Here is a 14,403-nt window from a genome sequence, read left to right as displayed (position 1 = left end):
CGGATCTTGCTAAACCGGTCGTGGGACTAGCCTGCGCCGCCCAGGTACTCGCGCACGACGTCGTCGAACGATTCGACCGGCAGCAGCCCGAGCGTCCTGGCCCGCGGCGTGTCGACCACGGCCGGCCAACTGCGGACGATGGCGCCGATCGCGGGGTCGTCGGTCCAGTCGATCAGGTCGCTGACGGCCCTTCCCGCCACCCGGTCCATGGCCGCGGCCATCTCGCGGGGCGTGGTGGTCAGCGCGGGCAGGTTCATCGCGGTCCTGCTGCCCCAGTCGCCGTCACCGACGGCGGCGGCGCGCAGGATCCCCTCCAGGGTGCGGCTCGGCGAGGACAGCGCGATCGGCGTGTCGTCCGGCACCGGGCAGGCCGCCCTGACGCCGGCCAGCGGCTCGCGGATGATGCCGGACATGAAGCTGGACGCCGCGGCGTTGGGCTTGCCCGGGCGCACCACCACCGTCATCAGCCGCACGCAGCGCCCGCGCACGAAGCCACGCCGGGTGTAGTCGGCCACGAACTGCTCGGCGGCGAACTTCTGGCTGCCGTAGCTGGACTGCGGCGTTGGCAGGGTGCCGTCGCTGAGGGGACTCGGCGGCCCGGCCGCCGGGCCAGTCGCCGGGTCAGTGCCGAACACGGCGAGCGTGCTGGAGAAGACGAGCACCGGCGTGCGCACCTGCCGCCTGGCGCGGTCAAGCACCGCGAGCGTCCCGTGCAGATTGGTGTGCATCCCCAGCTCGAAGTCGGCCTCGGCGCCGGCGCTCGGCACCGCGGCGAGGTGGAAGATGGCGTCGGCGTCGCCCGGAAGATGGGGGGAGGCGCTATCGCCGAGCAGCAGCGGCAGGTCGCCGGTGACCGGGCGGACCCGTGGGTCGGCGGCCACGTCGGGCGGCAGCGCGGCAAGATCGACGAGGTAGAGCTCGTCGACCGAGACGGGCGCCGCGCCGCCGATCGCGACCGGTCCAGCGAGCAGCCGCCTGGCGAGCAGCGTCCCGACGAACCCCGCGCCGCCGGTGACGATGATCCTCATGGTCACATCGTCGCCGGCGGGTCCTGGCGGCGCTACCGAATGGCGCCCGCCAGGGCGATTGTGCTGGCCACGCCGTTAGCGGCGGCAGACGAGCGACTTGCTGTCGTCGTCAGCGTGCACCACTGTTCGTAGCCGGAAGTGAACGGGTAACCCGCCCACTTGTAGTCGTCCTTGTGGACGGCGGAGCCCGGCGTGTACGGCGTGTAGCTGGATGCCGTCTTGACGCTGCCGTGCCCCGCGTACTTGACCTCGGTCGGGTACGGGAACAGTGGCCTTGCGTCGCGGCTCCCCGACCCGCCACTCACCAGCCACGCAAGTCCCCACGGCCTCTGCCGCCCCTCCGGCAACCGCTCCGCAGGCCCACTGCCAGCAAGAATGTACCGCTGGGCCGGCTCCGGCCCAGCGGTACATTCTTAGCGAGTGCGGTGCCTGCCATTAGTCCTTGTAGCGGGTAGGCGGGAACGGGTCGGAGGGTCCAGGGTCGCGGATTTCGCCGTCGTCGATCTCCCGGCGGAGTTCGGCGCGCTCTTCCTGGTATTCCTCCGTCTGCCTGATGTCCTCGCCCTCGGGTGGCGTGTCGGTGGCCGGCGGCACCTGATCGGGGTCGTAATCGTCAAGGCCGGCCGCGACCCGCTCCTCCTCGGTGAGCTCGGCGAGTTGGTCGTCGTTCAGACGCTGCGACGCCCCGCCGTGCTCGCGGCGCTCCCGGTGGAACTCCGCGGGGAACTCGTCGTCGTTTCCTGCCGTCATCTCACTCTCCTCGCCACTTGCCTGCTGTTACTGCTCTGTCCCTGCCCAGCTTGTCACGCCCGCTCACGCGTCTCCGCCGGGGAGATGGTTAGCCCGGCCGGTTCTTGGTAGCTGCAGGTGATCGACAACGACGCGCACAGAGAAGGGTGATCGCGAATGGTGACGTACACCGTGCCAGGGCTGAAGACCGAAACCGCCGAGCGGGTGATCGACCTGCTGCAGGACCGGCTCAACTCGCTGAACGACCTCGCGCTGACCCTCAAGCACGTGCACTGGAACGTGACGGGGCCGCACTTCATCGCCGTCCACACGATGCTCGACCCGCAGGTCGACGCGGTCCGCACGATGGCCGACGTGACCGCGGAGCGGATGGCGGCGCTCGGCGGGTCGCCCGTGGGCACCCCGGGGGCGCTGGTCAAGCAGCGCGACTGGGATGACTACTCCATCGGCCGCGCCGACGCGATCGCGCACCTCGGCGCCCTGGACCTGGTCTACCGCGGGATCATCGAGGCGTACCGCGGCGCGATCGACGAGACGGAGAACCTCGACCTGATCTCGCAGGAGATGCTGATCGAGCAGACAGGCCAGCTCGAGCAGTTCCAGTGGTTCGTCCGTGCTCACCTGGAGTCCGCGGACGGGGTACTGAGCACCGCCGGCGCCGAGACGGAAACCGCGGCCGCCAAGCGGGCGCGGCGCGGGGCGAAGACCGCCAAGAAGTAATATGACCCGGTGCCAGTTCTTGCGGGTGTCATCGTTGCCCTGCTTACCCCCGTCGACTCCGGCGGCCAGGTAGACCACGGAGCGCTCCGCGCCCTGACTGAGTGCCTCGTCGCGCGGGGCGTGACCGGCATCAGCCCGGTCGGCTCGACGGGCGAGGGGTTCAGCCTCGGCCTGGAGCAGCGGCTCGCCGTGACGGACACCGTCGCCAGTTCGGTGCCCGCGGGCATGCCGGTCATCCCCGGCGTCTTCGCCCACAACCACGAACAGGCCGTCGCCGAGATAGCCGCCTACTCCGCTCACGGCGCCACCGCCGTGCTAGCCGCACCCCCGGCCTACTACCCGCTTGAGCCGGCCGAGCAGCTGGCCTACTTCTCCCGGCTGGCCGACGAGACCGCGCTGCCCCTGGTCCTGTACAACATCCCCGTCTACACCAAGATCCAGATCGCCCCGCCGGCCGCCGCCGTGCTAGCCGCACACCCCAACGTGGCCGGCCTGAAGGACTCGGGCAGGGACCTCAACTACGCCACCGCACTGCTCGACGCGCTGGCCGCCGTCGGCGACGAGGCGGCCCACTTCTCCGTCCTCACCGGCACCGACACGCTGCTCGTCTCCTACCTGCTGGCCGGCGCCCGCGGCACCATTTGCGCGAGCGCGAACCTGGTCCCAGAGACGGTAGTCGCGACCTACGAGGCCGTCCTGGCAGGCAAGGTAGACGACGCCCTCCGCCACGAGGCAAAACTCCGCGCCGTCCAGTCGGCCCTAACGGCCGGCACCAGCCCCGCCGCCCTCAAGTCGGCGATGGCCACCCTGGGCGTCGTTCCCGGCCGCGCCCTGGTCCCGCCCCGGCGCTCCCTGACCGACGAGGAAGCCGCTGCCGTCGCCGCCCGCCTATCAACCCTAGGCATCCTCTAGCCCGCCCGCGCAACCGCGGTCCAACGCAAATGCCTTTTTCATTACCGGGGTCCTGGTCCCGGCAATGGCAAGGGCATTTCGGTAATGATCTTCAGGCTGCTGGCTGCACGCTCACATCGAGGTTGAGAGTCTCAGCCTCTGAATCGTAGTCTCGAGGGTCACCCTCTAGGGCGAACGCGATGGCAGCCAGGCAATCCTGCTCAGCGTCCTCACGAGTCGAGGTTCCGCCGCCGTTGATGTGCAGGGCCGGCACTCGGTAGTGCCAGTTGCCGGCTTCTTCATCGAGAAACAGCTCAACCCGCAGCACACTCATCACCAGACCCTCCTATAGCTCCCGCAGTTCAGCAAGGGTGTAACCGTAGTCACGGGCGATCCTGGCCATCGCCGGGCTGCCGAAGTCCACACCATCATGGTAGGCCCAAATGCGCTGCTGGTCGCCCTTGGCGAGCACCCGGTGTGACCCCGACCGCCTGGTCTCGGTCCACCCGTCCCGTTTCAGTGCCGCCAGCACTCGTGCCGCCTTTGCCATAGGTAGCACGGTAGAGCGGGGCTACGACAATGCTCGGCAGGCTGCCGTGAGGATCACGGCATGCATACCGCACCGGTGAGGTAACCGTTTCGCCGCGGTAACGGGGCCGAAGGCCCTGGGTAACGGGGGCCGTACTGCTCACTCCAGTGCGGCATGTCGTTGCGCCCGGCTAACGGCACGCTGGAGGTCGGCACTCGCGACTTCCCGACCAACCGCGGCGGCCTGTGCCAGAAGGGCTGGACCGCCGCGCACCTCCTGTCCCCGGGCGAGCGGTTGACCAGCCCGCTGATGCGCGAACGCCGTGACGCGCCGCTGCGCCCCGTCGGCTGGGACGAGGCGCTCGACCGGGTCGCCGCCGAGTTCCGCCGGGCGCAGGCGGCGCACGGCAGGGACAGCGCCGGGGTGTTCGGCGGCGGCGGCCTCACCAACGAGAAGCCCTACTGGCTGGGCAAGTTCGCCCGGGTGGGGCTGCGCACCGCGAGCATCGACTACAACGGCCGGTTCTGCATGTCGTCGGCCGCGGCGGCGTCCGCCCGGGCGTTCGGCATCGACCGCGGGCTGCCGTTCCCGCTGCCCGACCTGGCAGGCGCGGACGTGATCATGCTGGCAGGCGGCAACGCGGCGGAGACGATGCCGCCGTTCACCCGCTGGCTGTCCGACCAGCAGGAAGGCGGCGGCGCCCTGATCGTCATCGATCCGCGGCGGACGCCGACCGCCCGCCGCGCGACGCTGCACCTGCAGGTGACGCCGGGGACCGACCTGGCGCTGGCCAACGGCCTGCTGCACATCGCGATCGCCGAGGGCCTCGTCGACAAGGATTACATCGCGTCGCGCACCTCGGGCTTCGAAGAGAGTCGCGCACCTCGGGCTTCGAAGAGACCAGCCAGCTGGCGGCGGCCTACTGGCCGGAGCGCGTGGAACGGATCACCGGCGTCACGGTGGCGGAGCAGCGGGCGGCGGCACGCATGCTCGCCGAGGCCGAACGCGCGGTCGTGCTGACCGCCCGCGGCGCGGAGCAGCACAGCAAGGGCACCGACACGGTGTCCGCGTTCATCAACCTCGCCTTGGCGCTCGGCCTGCCCGGCACGCGAGGCAGCGGTTACGGCTGCCTGACCGGCCAGGGCAACGGGCAGGGCGGGCGTGAGCACGGGCAGAAGGCCGATCAGCTCCCCGGCTACCGGCGCATCGACGATCAGGGGGCCCGCGCGCACGTCGCGGCCGTCTGGGGTGTCGACCCCGCGCTCATCCCCGGGCCCGGCCGCTCGGCGTTCGAGCTGCTCGACTCGCTCGGCACGCCCGACGGGGTACGCGCGCTGCTCGTCGCGGGTTCCAACGTCGCGGTGTCCTCCCCTGCCGCGGGCCGCATCGCCGGGCGGCTCGCGGCGCTCGACTTTCTCGCCGTCTGCGACCCGCTGCTTTCAGAAACGGCCGCGCTCGCGGACGTGGTCCTGCCAGTCGCGCAATGGGCGGAGGAAACGGGGACGATGACGAACCTGGAGGGCCGGGTGCTGCTGCGCCGCCGGGCGGCCCCGCCGCCCGCCGGGGTGCGAACCGACCTGGAAGTGATCGCCGCGCTCGCGCGTCGGCTCGGCGCGCCGGGGGAGTGGGACCCGGATCCGGAGCGGGTCTTCGGCGAACTGCGCCTGGCGAGCGCGGGCGGCCCCGCCGACTAAACGGGGATCAGCTACGAACGGATCGCCGCCGAGGACGGCGTGTTCTGGCCGTGCCCAGCGCCGGACCACCCGGGCACGCCGCGGATGTTCCTCGACCGGTTCGCGACGCCGGACGGACACCGCACCTGGCCAGTGGGCGCGCAACGCCTGCCGTGAGGCGGGCTTCGAGCCCGATGTCCGCTACGTGGCCTCAGACCTGCTGCTCCAGATTCATCTGGCGGAGACCGGGCACGCCGCCGCGGTAATACCCGGCCTGCTGCTCGCCGCGGTTCCCCGCCCGGCCGCCAGGATCATGCCGCTGCCCGGCCGCCCGCATCGCCGCTCACCACCGGCGTCCGGGCCGGCGCCGCCGGGCACCCGGCGATCCGCGCCTTCCGAGCCGCCCTTCGCCAGGCCATCAGCGACGCGACCGCCACCTAGCCCGCCAGGCCACTCATACGCATAAACAAACTAGATCTGATAGTATGTATTCATGATTGCGGTGACAGCCACGCAAGCGGCACGAAGCTTTGCCAACATCCTCGATGCGGTCGAGCATGGCGAGACTGTCGTCATCACGCGTGACGGGGTACCCGTTGGTCGGCTCGTCCCGGAGCGGCGGACGTCCGCTGACCTGCTCAAGGCCGCCTTGCGCGATAATCCAGCGGACGTCGGCTTCGCGGACGACCTTGAGCGCGTGCATGATGACCTGCGATCCACGTTCGGTGATGAGGTTCACGCGTGGCCAGGCGAGTTATCCTCGACACCGGCGTCCTCATCGCCTTTGAGCGCGGCACGCTCGACGTGGATGGCGTACTCGGCGTTGACGACGCCGTCATCGCGGCAATCACCGCGATGGACCTTCTGGTTGGCGTGGAACGCGCCGACGAAGCGCACCGCCAGGCACGGGCAATCCGGGTAGAGGCGATCTTGTCCAGCCTTCCGGTCGAGCCCTACAACGTCGGAATTGCTCGGGTACATGCTCGCCTGGCTGTGGAAGCCATGGCAAAGGGACGGGCAAGGTCTGCCAATGACATGATGATCGCTGCCACCGCTGCCAGTACCAGCCGGATCCTGCTCACCACTGATGCCAGTGCTGGCTTCGATCAGCTCACCGGAGTCCGTGCCGAAGTGCTGAAACTGCCCTGAGCCCAGGCCGGGCGTCTGATGAAGCTTAGGCGGCGATGGCGTACGGGCGCGGCGCGCGGCGCAGCCACTGCCAGAACGAACGCCGCGGCGGCCGGGCCTTGATGCTGCCACTGCCGCAGCGGCCGGTGACGGTGATCCGCAAGATCGCCGGGGTGTCGGGGGACCAGGGTGCGCGGACCTTGACGGAGCCGCTGCGCACGGACACGTCGTCCATGTCCACGACGATGCCGGGCTTGGTGACGAACGTGATGCTTCCGCTGCGTACCTCGGCGTCCACGTGCAGGTCATGGCCGCCGATGATCGCCTCGGTGAAGTCCAGCCTGATGCTGCCGCTGGTCACCTTCAGTTCCATCCGGACGGGCACCACCCAGCGGCCGTGCCGCTCGGCACTTCCGCTTGAGCACTGGATCCTGATCAGGTCCTTCGGCGCGGGCGGCGGCGTGACCTCGAGCCCGGCGGCCCGCGCCGTGGGCAGGTCGGTGATGACGGTCGCCAGCTCGTCATAGGTCCGCGCCGTCAGCGCGAGCCCGAGCCGCTCGTCCAGCTCTTCCGGCGTCAGGCGCCCGTCTCCCGCCGCCGTCTGGAGCACCCCCACGATCTGCTCACGGTCCGCGTCTGACGCACGCAGCGCCCCGCGCCCGTTCGCGGGGACGACCGAGGTGCTCTCCGGTTCCTGATCCGACATGGCAAACACTGTAAGGCAACCGCCGGCCGTCGGCCACGGGACGCAGCGACCAGCAGGTACTGTGCCTCATGGCGATCTTCCGTGACGAGCGCAGCGAGTAGGCACGAATCCCATGACAATCGGCGGACCGGTGACACTTGCCCAGGTCAGCGCGCTGCCCAAGGCCGAGCTGCACCTGCACATTGAGGGCACGCTCGAACCGGAGCTGGCGTTCGCCCTAGCCGCGCGCAACGGCGTCACGCTGCGTTATCCGGACACGGAGTCGCTGCGCCGCGCCTACGCGTTCAGCGACCTGAGCTCGTTCCTCGCCCTGTACTACGAGTGCATGGCCGTGCTGCGCACCGAGCGGGACTTCGACGACCTGGCCACCGCCTACCTGGACCGCGCCCGCGCCGACGGGGTGACCAGGGTGGAGATGTTCTTCGACCCGCAGATGCATATGTCACGCGGCGTGCCGCTGAGCGAGGTCATCGGCGGGCTGCGTGCCGCCGCCGCCCGCAGCGCGGCAAGCGGCGGACCGCAGGCCGGGCTGATCGCGTGCTTCCTGCGCGACCTCGGTCCCGCCGCCGCGGCCGCGACACTTGACGCGCTGGCGGAGCACGCCGGCGACCTGCTCGGCGTCGGGCTCGACTCGGCCGAGGTGGGCTATCCGCCGGGCGACTTCGCCCGGGTCTTCTCCGACGCCCGCGGGCTGGGACTGCACACAGTCGCGCATGCCGGTGAGGAGGGACCGCCCGAGTACGTGTGGGAGGCGCTCGACGTGCTCGGCGTGGAGCGCGTCGACCACGGCATCCGCAGCGTCGAGGACCCGGCGCTGCTGTGGCGGCTCGCCGCCGACCGCACACCGCTGACGGTCTGCCCGCTGTCCAACGTCCGGCTGCGCTGCGTCGAGGCGATCGCCAGCCACCCGATCGCCACGTTGCTCGAGGCGGGCGTGAACGTCACGGTCAACTCCGACGACCCGGCCTACTTCGGCGGCTACGTCGCGGACAACTACCTGGCCCTCGCCGCGGAACTCGGCCTCGGCCACGACACCCTCGCCGTGCTCGCCGCGAACTCCCTCGCTGCCTGCCTGGACCATCCGCCAGCCCGCTGAACTCTGGCCGTCAGCTCATCCCCGGCCCCCAGTTGGGTCATCCCCGGCTGCGCAGGCGCCGCAGCATCCGGGCGTCGGCGAAGCCGACCGCGTGCGCCGCGGCCTCGACTGTCGCGCCGTGCCCGATCAGGTGCTCGGCGCGTTCCACGCGAAGGACCTGCTGGTAGCGGAGCGGCGTCATGCCGGTCGCGTCCGCGAACCGCCTGGTCAGCGTGCGCTCGCTGACGCCGCAGTCCTGCGCGAGGTCGGCGAGCGGCAGCGGCCCGGCGAACCGCGCCTCGATGTGGTCCTGCGCGCGGTGTGACAGGTCACTGAGGTGATTGCGATGCCTAAGCATGGCGTTTGCCTGCAGTTCGTCGCCGTTGCGGCGGGCGTAGACCACCATCTCCCGCGCCACCCGCGCCGCCACGTCTGGCCCGTCGCGGACCGCGATCAGGTGCAGCGCCAGGTCGATGCCGCTCGCGATGCCCGCCGAGGTGGCTATCCGCCCGTCCACGACATACAGCACGTCGCGGATGACCACCGCCCGCGGGTAGCGGCGGGCGAGTTCGTCTTGCACGTCGTGATGGGTGGTGCACCGGCGGCCGTCGAGCAGCCCGGCCATGCCGAGAGCGTCCGCGCCGGCGCAGACGCTGACGACGGTAGCGCCCGCGGCGTGGTGGCCGGCCAGCCACGACAGCGTGGCCGGGCTCAGCGATGCGGTGCCATCGGCCATGGGGGAGCGCCAGCCCGGCACCACGACCAAGTCCCCGGCGGTGAGCGCGGGCAAGTCCGTCGAGGCGCGGACGGTCAGGCCCTGCGCCGTCGGCACGTCCTCCCGCTCGGCCACGTAGCTCAGCTCGTAACCGCGGCCGATATCGGCGGCGGTCCCGAACGCCTGCGCGGGTCCTGCGAGGTCGAGCAGGTGAACTCGGGGCACGAGCAGGAAGACGACCTTACTCACGATCTGGTCAACGTCACCGGGCGCCGGTCACTTCCGCGGCGACACTGCCTGCCCCCGCGGCGATGACATCGGCGATGGTGGCGATCGTCGCGAACCGCCCGGCGAGCGCGTACTCCGTCCGCTCGATGACCGCGCTTGCGGGCAGCGTCCGCGGGTCGGCGAGCAACTCGGCGGCGGTCTGGTCGGCGGGGGCGTCGCGGTGCGGTATCGGTCCCGTCGCGGTCGCCTCAGTGACGAACGTGACCTGGTAGCCCAGGTCGAAGGCGACCCTGGCCGTGGTCTCGCAGCACTGCTCGGTCCTGATGCCGCAGACGATCAGCTCGGTGATGCCGTGCTGGGTGAGCAGCTGCTGCAGCCTTGTCGTGGTGAAGGCGTTGTGCGCGGTCTTGGTGAGCACCGGCTCGCCGCCCTGCGGTTCGAGTGGCGGAATCAACCGGACGTGCCCGTTCGCCGGGTCGAAAGCCCCACCCGTGCCTGGCTCGGTGTGCAGGACCCACACGACGAGGTCGCCGTGTGCCCGCGCGTTGTCCACGAGCTGCGCCGCGCGGTCGGCGACCTGGGGGTTGGAGATGACCTGCCAGTTCGGCCGCTGACGGAACGATTCCTGGATGTCGATGAGGATCAGTGCGCGTGTCATGTCCTCAAGCATTCTCGTAAGCGGGGCCGGCGCATAAGGCAAGATCAAGTCCCGCGGCGGACCGATCCGGTCAGCGTGACCGGGACCGGATCGGTCCGCAGCATCCTGCTTAGTAGCTTTGCGGGTAGGCGATGCCGGCCAGCGAGGTGAACGCCTGCGCGTTGCTGTAGGGCGCGCTGCCCACCAGTCCGAGGCTGTCGGTGACGCTGACGATCCCGGGGTTGCCGCCGGACGCGTCCGTCTCGATCTCGAGCACGTCGGCCGTGGTCTTCACCCCAGCAGGCAGCGTGGTCCACAGGCCGATGGAGCCGCTGGCCTGGTAGATCGAGCCGGTGAAGTAGACGATTCCGTTGATCACCGTCCACGCGGGGCCGTAAGTGTGGAACTTGCCTGCCGCCGAGGTCCAGCCGTCCTCCAGCTTGAACGCCTTCCACGCGGCGGTTGCCGTCGGGAATGAGACGCCGGCCAGCGAGGTGTAGGACTTGGCGGCCGGGCCGAACGCCTCAAGGTTCCCGTTCGGGAAGATCTCCAGCCAGCCCGGGGTGCCACCGTAGTTGTAGACCTGCACGTACAGCACGTGCTTGGGCCTGGCCACCGTGGGAAGCACCGCGGCCAGATGCTGACCGTCGGCTTCCATCGAGCCGGACAGGTACACCACGCCGCCGCTCACCTCGTACGAAGGGTTTCCGGTTCCCCAGACTGACTGCGAGGAGACCCACCCGTTCTCCAACGCGAGCTTGTGCGACTTCATGGTCGTCGCCGGATAGGAGACCGCCGCGAGTGAGGTCATCACGGCTGAGTTGCCGGCATACGCCTCCATCTGCCCGGTCTTGCTCACGTACACGATCCCGGCGACGTCCCCGTTCGTCCACACGTCGAAGTACAGGTTGCTGGCCGGCCAGGCCGCCTGCGGCAGCTGCGCGAACGTGGCATTCCCGTCCGTGACCGTCTGCATGATGGCGCCGCGCAGGTAAAGCACGCCCTTGCTCAGCGCCCAGGCAGGAGTCCCAGTCACCAGGGCGGGCTTGCTAGCCGACTTCCACCCGTTGACCAGCGGCAGCGTATGCCAGATAAACGCCGGCGTCGTCTGCGGCGCCGCCGCACGGCCAGCAGCCGAAGCGGACCCCGCCGCTGGCGCGGAAACCGCCGCCGGCGCCGCAACGGCCGCCCGCCCTGCGACCGATGCCGCGGCCGCCCCGCCAGCCATCCCGGCGCCGCCGACCGCGAACGCCGCGATAATCGACGCGGAAAGCAAGCGCACTACCCAGCGCGGCATTGATACCAGGCCCATCATGCCTACCCTCTGATCCCAAAAGACGCGTAACGGTCATTCCGTCGCAGGGCACACATTAGAACCAGCCGCCATCCCCCGAGAGGCGAAGCGCGCATCCGTTCCGGTTGATTATTTTTGATCTCTTATGCAGGACGGATGCGTCCAATCCTGTTCAATTCAGTCCCTCGATCGCTGACTCTGCCGCCGATTTTATTGGCGCAGCTTCCTTGCGACCCCGCCCCACAGCGCCGCCGCGGCGAGTGCGTCCGCCTCGGACTCGGGCCGCCACTTCGAGATCTGCACGACGCCAGGCGTGACAAGGTCAAGGCCCGCGAACAGCCCCGTGACCTGTTTCTTGTCGCGGAGCGTCGCGGTGAAATCCGGGTTCAGTTCGGACATCCGCCTGGCGAATTCGAGCATTTCCGGGTAGATGTCCGCTGTGTGATGGCCGGTCGCCAGGTAGCTTCCGCGGGGCACCGCGTCCATGAGCGTCCGGATGATCCCGGCCGGGTCCTGGGCGTCGGAGACGAAGTGCAGCATCGCAAGCAGCATGATCGCGACGGGCCGGCTGAAGTCCAGCGTCTCCGCTGCCTTGGCAAGGATCCCTTCCGGGTCCCTGATATCAGCCTGAATATAGCCGGTTGCTCCCTCGGGGCAACTCGCAAGCAGCGCCCGGGCATGCAGCATCACGATGGGATCGTTGTCTACGTAGACGACGCGGCTCTCCGGCGCGATCCCCTGCGCGACCTCATGCACGTTCTGCGCAGACGGCAGGCCGGAGCCGATGTCCAGGAACTGCCTGATTCCGGCCCCTTCGGTCAGGTAGGGAACGACCCGGGACAAGAAGGCCCGGCACGACTGGGCGGACTCGACCGTTTTCGGAAAGATCTCGATGGCTTCAGCCGCGGCCAGTCGGTCGGCCGCGAAGTTGTCCTTACCGCCCAGCCAGCAATCGTAAACGCGTGCCGGATGCGGGACTTTCGCGTTAATCCCCTGCGAAATGGCCACAGGACCGATGATAAGCGCGACGGCCCACCGACCATACTTAATGGATTGCGCGCGGAGGGTTCAGCCAGTGTCATTGTTCGCTCCACTAGGCTGCGAGGCTGTCATCGTCATGTTGTACAACGATGTACAATTCACCTATGGCAGTGATGACAATCAGCGAAGCTAGGGTGGCGCTGCCGGAAGTGCTGACCCGGGTCGAAGCTGGCGAGGAGATCACGATCACCCGCCATGGCAGCCCGATCGCCGTGGTGGTCAGGCCTGACATTGTCTGGAGCCGGCCCGCAGGTGCGGCACCATCGGACGACACACAGGAACTGGTGACGATCTTGCGGGAACGGGCCAGGCGGAACGGCCGCTCGCTGCAGCAGGAACTACGCGTCATCCTTGCCGCGGCCGAGAACGATCCAGGGAGAGACCCACTGCCGCCGATCCGGCTTACCACGGTGCGCACGGCAGGGACTTCGGTGTGGTCCAGGGAGGAAATCTATGGCGACGAGGGTCGCTGACCTGGCCGCCATTCCCGACAGGGTAATGCTCGACACCAACGTGCTCCTCGCGGCGACCGACGAGGGCAGGCCAGAGCACCACGACGCGCTAACAGTGCTCAACGACTGGGCGGCCGCGAATACCGGCCTATGCGCCAGCGGTCAGGTCCTGCGCGAGTACCTGACTGTGGCGACGCGGCCCGCCGAGAGGAACGGGCTGGGACTGAAGCTGCCGGACGCGCTGGGGAATGTGCGCGCCATCCGCGAGCGGACCACATTGCTCGCCGAGGACGCCAGGGTCGCCGACCGCCTGCTCGGTCTCCTCGCCGACGTCGAATGCCTGGGCAAGCAGGTCCACGGCGCGAACCTGGTCGCGACGATGCTCGTGCACGGCGTGGGCGCGATCGTCACCATGAACCTGGCGGACTTCGCCCGCTTCGAGCGGCACATTAGCCTGATACGGCTTTAGCCATAATCGGCAACGGGCGGTTGTCGACAACCGTCTTCATCACGATGGTCGACGTGATCTGCCGGACCCCGGGCAGGGTGGCCAGCTTCTGGTCGCGCAGCGTCCCGTAGTCCTCCAGGCTCGGGGCGACGACGCGCAGCAGGTAGTCCGGTACGCCGAACAGGCGCTCCGCGTGTCGCACCTCAGGCACCGCGGCGATTCCTTCCTCGAACGCCGCGATCGTGTCGAAGTCACCCCGATCCATCGTCACGTTGGCCAGGACCTCGACGCCGAGGCCGACCGACGCCGGATTTACCACGGCGCGGTACCCGACGATGACTCCGCTGCGCTCAAGCTCGCGAAGCCGACGATGGCAGGGAGCGATGCTCAGCCCCACGCGGTCGCCCAGTTCGGTGACCGTGAGTCGTCCGTCATGCTCTAGCTCAGCAAGGATCTTCCTATCAATCGAGTCCATACAGATATTTCTTTCACAGATATCGGAAAGTGAGCAAGAACAGGTAAAGATATTTTGGCTTGTTGGAAGTAAATTTCGTGACCATGAGCCTCCTGCCCCTCATCGCCGCACTGTTCGCGGTACCGCAGTTCCTACCGCAGTTGGCCCGGCTCAGGCGCACCGGGGACACCGCCGGGGTGTCCTGTGCCTGGGCCGCGCTGACCAGCGTGAACAACGGCGCGTGGACCGCCTACTTCGCCCTGTCCCGACTATGGACCGCGCTTGCGCCGTCTATATCGGCAACGCTTCTCGCCGGGATCCTGGCCGTCTGGCTCGCCCGCCAGGGTGAGCTTCCGCGCCGCGCCGCACTGGGCATTACCGGGTGGGCGGCTCTGCTTGCCCTGGCAGGCGGTGTGTTCGGCCGCGCCGAGCTCGGTACCGCGCTGACTGCGTCGTTCATCGTCCAGGCCGCGCCGTCAGTGGGGAAGGCGTACCGCTCCGAACGTGTGTCATCTGCCATGAGCATGGGACCACCTGCCGAGGGTTATTGCCACGGGGATGGGACCACCCCGGTTGCCAGTTGATGGACCACCCCTGCCAGGATCGCCCGGTTTGCACCGTTCTGCGAGAGATG

General features: G+C 69.1%; 19 protein-coding genes and 2 pseudogenes. 9 read left to right on the top strand and 12 right to left on the bottom strand.

Translation table 11 applies throughout. The annotated features are described in order from the left end of the window. Positions 1 to 26 precede the first annotated feature (26 nt). The 3 genes from denD to EAS64_RS42075 form a co-directional block, all read right to left on the bottom strand. Entirely contained in the window at positions 27 to 1,028 is a 1,002-nt protein-coding gene (gene denD, locus EAS64_RS42085; RefSeq protein WP_145862325.1) for a D-erythronate dehydrogenase, read from the bottom strand. 32 nt (positions 1,029 to 1,060) lie between these two features. After that, the gene (locus tag EAS64_RS42080) at positions 1,061 to 1,333 is read right to left on the bottom strand and encodes a hypothetical protein (RefSeq protein WP_145862324.1); all 273 of its coding nucleotides are present in this window, start codon (positions 1,331 to 1,333) and stop codon (positions 1,061 to 1,063) included. Positions 1,334 to 1,463: 130 nt separating this feature from the next. Further along, on the bottom strand, positions 1,464 to 1,778 hold the full coding sequence (locus tag EAS64_RS42075) for a DEAD/DEAH box helicase (RefSeq protein ID WP_145862323.1): 315 nt from the start codon (positions 1,776 to 1,778) through the stop codon (positions 1,464 to 1,466). 156 nt (positions 1,779 to 1,934) lie between these two features. Here EAS64_RS42075 and EAS64_RS42070 point away from each other — a divergent pair, with 156 nt between their 5' ends. Together EAS64_RS42070 and EAS64_RS42065 are read left to right on the top strand one after the other, a co-directional pair. Next, positions 1,935 to 2,498, top strand: coding sequence for a Dps family protein (locus tag EAS64_RS42070; RefSeq protein WP_145862322.1), 564 nt, complete (start codon positions 1,935 to 1,937; stop codon positions 2,496 to 2,498). Positions 2,499 to 2,507: 9 nt separating this feature from the next. Then, complete coding sequence (locus tag EAS64_RS42065) at positions 2,508 to 3,410, top strand: dihydrodipicolinate synthase family protein (protein ID WP_145862321.1); 903 nt, start codon at positions 2,508 to 2,510, stop codon at positions 3,408 to 3,410. A gap of 91 nt (positions 3,411 to 3,501) precedes the next feature. Here the strand turns inward: EAS64_RS42065 and EAS64_RS42060 are convergent, their stop codons facing one another. Beyond that, positions 3,502 to 3,726, bottom strand: a complete 225-nt coding sequence (locus EAS64_RS42060) for a hypothetical protein (protein ID WP_145862320.1) — start codon at positions 3,724 to 3,726, stop codon at positions 3,502 to 3,504. 9 nt (positions 3,727 to 3,735) lie between these two features. Then, entirely contained in the window at positions 3,736 to 3,939 is a 204-nt protein-coding gene (locus tag EAS64_RS42055; RefSeq protein ID WP_145862319.1) for a type II toxin-antitoxin system HicA family toxin, read from the bottom strand. 153 nt (positions 3,940 to 4,092) lie between these two features. On the opposite strand from EAS64_RS42055, the pseudogene EAS64_RS48040 reads away from it, so the two are divergent. After that, positions 4,093 to 5,750: pseudogene (locus tag EAS64_RS48040) on the top strand (molybdopterin oxidoreductase family protein); the annotation flags it as partial. Positions 5,751 to 5,802: 52 nt separating this feature from the next. On the opposite strand, the gene EAS64_RS47035 reads toward EAS64_RS48040, so the two are convergent. Further along, positions 5,803 to 5,928: a hypothetical protein gene (locus EAS64_RS47035; protein WP_281283399.1), complete on the bottom strand. Its 126-nt coding sequence runs from the start codon at positions 5,926 to 5,928 to the stop codon at positions 5,803 to 5,805. Between the two features lie 156 nt (positions 5,929 to 6,084). Here EAS64_RS47035 and EAS64_RS47810 point away from each other — a divergent pair. Both EAS64_RS47810 and EAS64_RS42040 read left to right on the top strand, forming a co-directional pair. Further along, a pseudogene (locus EAS64_RS47810) lies at positions 6,085 to 6,150 on the top strand (hypothetical protein); the annotation flags it as partial. Positions 6,151 to 6,332: 182 nt separating this feature from the next. Continuing rightward, entirely contained in the window at positions 6,333 to 6,740 is a 408-nt protein-coding gene (locus tag EAS64_RS42040) for a PIN domain-containing protein (protein WP_145862317.1), read from the top strand. A gap of 25 nt (positions 6,741 to 6,765) precedes the next feature. On the opposite strand, the gene EAS64_RS42035 is transcribed toward EAS64_RS42040, so the two are convergent. Continuing rightward, the gene (locus tag EAS64_RS42035; protein ID WP_145862316.1) at positions 6,766 to 7,425 is read right to left on the bottom strand and encodes a DUF1707 SHOCT-like domain-containing protein; all 660 of its coding nucleotides are present in this window, start codon (positions 7,423 to 7,425) and stop codon (positions 6,766 to 6,768) included. Between the two features lie 112 nt (positions 7,426 to 7,537). Here EAS64_RS42035 and EAS64_RS42030 point away from each other — a divergent pair, with 112 nt between their 5' ends. Further along, positions 7,538 to 8,521, top strand: coding sequence for an adenosine deaminase (locus tag EAS64_RS42030; RefSeq protein ID WP_187366561.1), 984 nt, complete (start codon positions 7,538 to 7,540; stop codon positions 8,519 to 8,521). A gap of 37 nt (positions 8,522 to 8,558) precedes the next feature. On the opposite strand, the gene EAS64_RS42025 is transcribed toward EAS64_RS42030, so the two are convergent. The 4 genes from EAS64_RS42025 to EAS64_RS42010 form a co-directional block, all read right to left on the bottom strand. Continuing rightward, a complete protein-coding gene (locus EAS64_RS42025; RefSeq protein ID WP_145862315.1) occupies positions 8,559 to 9,464 on the bottom strand; it encodes a GlxA family transcriptional regulator in 906 nt (301 codons plus the stop codon). Between the two features lie 13 nt (positions 9,465 to 9,477). After that, on the bottom strand, positions 9,478 to 10,101 hold the full coding sequence (locus EAS64_RS42020; protein WP_145862314.1) for an isochorismatase family protein: 624 nt from the start codon (positions 10,099 to 10,101) through the stop codon (positions 9,478 to 9,480). 109 nt (positions 10,102 to 10,210) lie between these two features. Further along, entirely contained in the window at positions 10,211 to 11,377 is a 1,167-nt protein-coding gene (locus tag EAS64_RS42015; RefSeq protein ID WP_145862313.1) for a hypothetical protein, read from the bottom strand. Positions 11,378 to 11,584: 207 nt separating this feature from the next. Then, positions 11,585 to 12,382 (bottom strand): SAM-dependent methyltransferase, encoded by a 798-nt coding sequence (locus EAS64_RS42010; RefSeq protein WP_246116145.1) that lies wholly within the window; start codon positions 12,380 to 12,382, stop codon positions 11,585 to 11,587. Between the two features lie 137 nt (positions 12,383 to 12,519). On the opposite strand from EAS64_RS42010, the gene EAS64_RS42005 reads away from it, so the two are divergent. Next, positions 12,520 to 12,888: a type II toxin-antitoxin system prevent-host-death family antitoxin gene (locus EAS64_RS42005; protein ID WP_187366560.1), complete on the top strand. Its 369-nt coding sequence runs from the start codon at positions 12,520 to 12,522 to the stop codon at positions 12,886 to 12,888. Then, complete coding sequence (locus EAS64_RS42000; protein ID WP_145862310.1) at positions 12,869 to 13,336, top strand: type II toxin-antitoxin system VapC family toxin; 468 nt, start codon at positions 12,869 to 12,871, stop codon at positions 13,334 to 13,336. The genes EAS64_RS42005 and EAS64_RS42000 overlap by 20 nt, the downstream gene beginning before the upstream one ends. Here the strand turns inward: EAS64_RS42000 and EAS64_RS41995 are convergent. After that, positions 13,317 to 13,790, bottom strand: coding sequence for an Lrp/AsnC family transcriptional regulator (locus EAS64_RS41995; protein WP_145862309.1), 474 nt, complete (start codon positions 13,788 to 13,790; stop codon positions 13,317 to 13,319). The two genes, EAS64_RS42000 and EAS64_RS41995, sit on opposite strands and share 20 nt — an antisense overlap. Before the next feature lie 83 nt (positions 13,791 to 13,873). On the opposite strand from EAS64_RS41995, the gene EAS64_RS41990 reads away from it, so the two are divergent. Next, positions 13,874 to 14,353, top strand: a complete 480-nt coding sequence (locus EAS64_RS41990) for a hypothetical protein (protein ID WP_145862308.1) — start codon at positions 13,874 to 13,876, stop codon at positions 14,351 to 14,353. The last annotated feature ends 50 nt before the right edge of the window (positions 14,354 to 14,403 follow it).

It is taken from the genome of Trebonia kvetii, assembly GCF_007827045.1.
GTDB lineage: Bacteria > Actinomycetota > Actinomycetes > Streptosporangiales > Streptosporangiaceae > Trebonia > Trebonia kvetii.
Note: the sequence above shows the minus strand (reverse complement) of the source record. Positions and strands in the feature narration are given on the sequence as shown.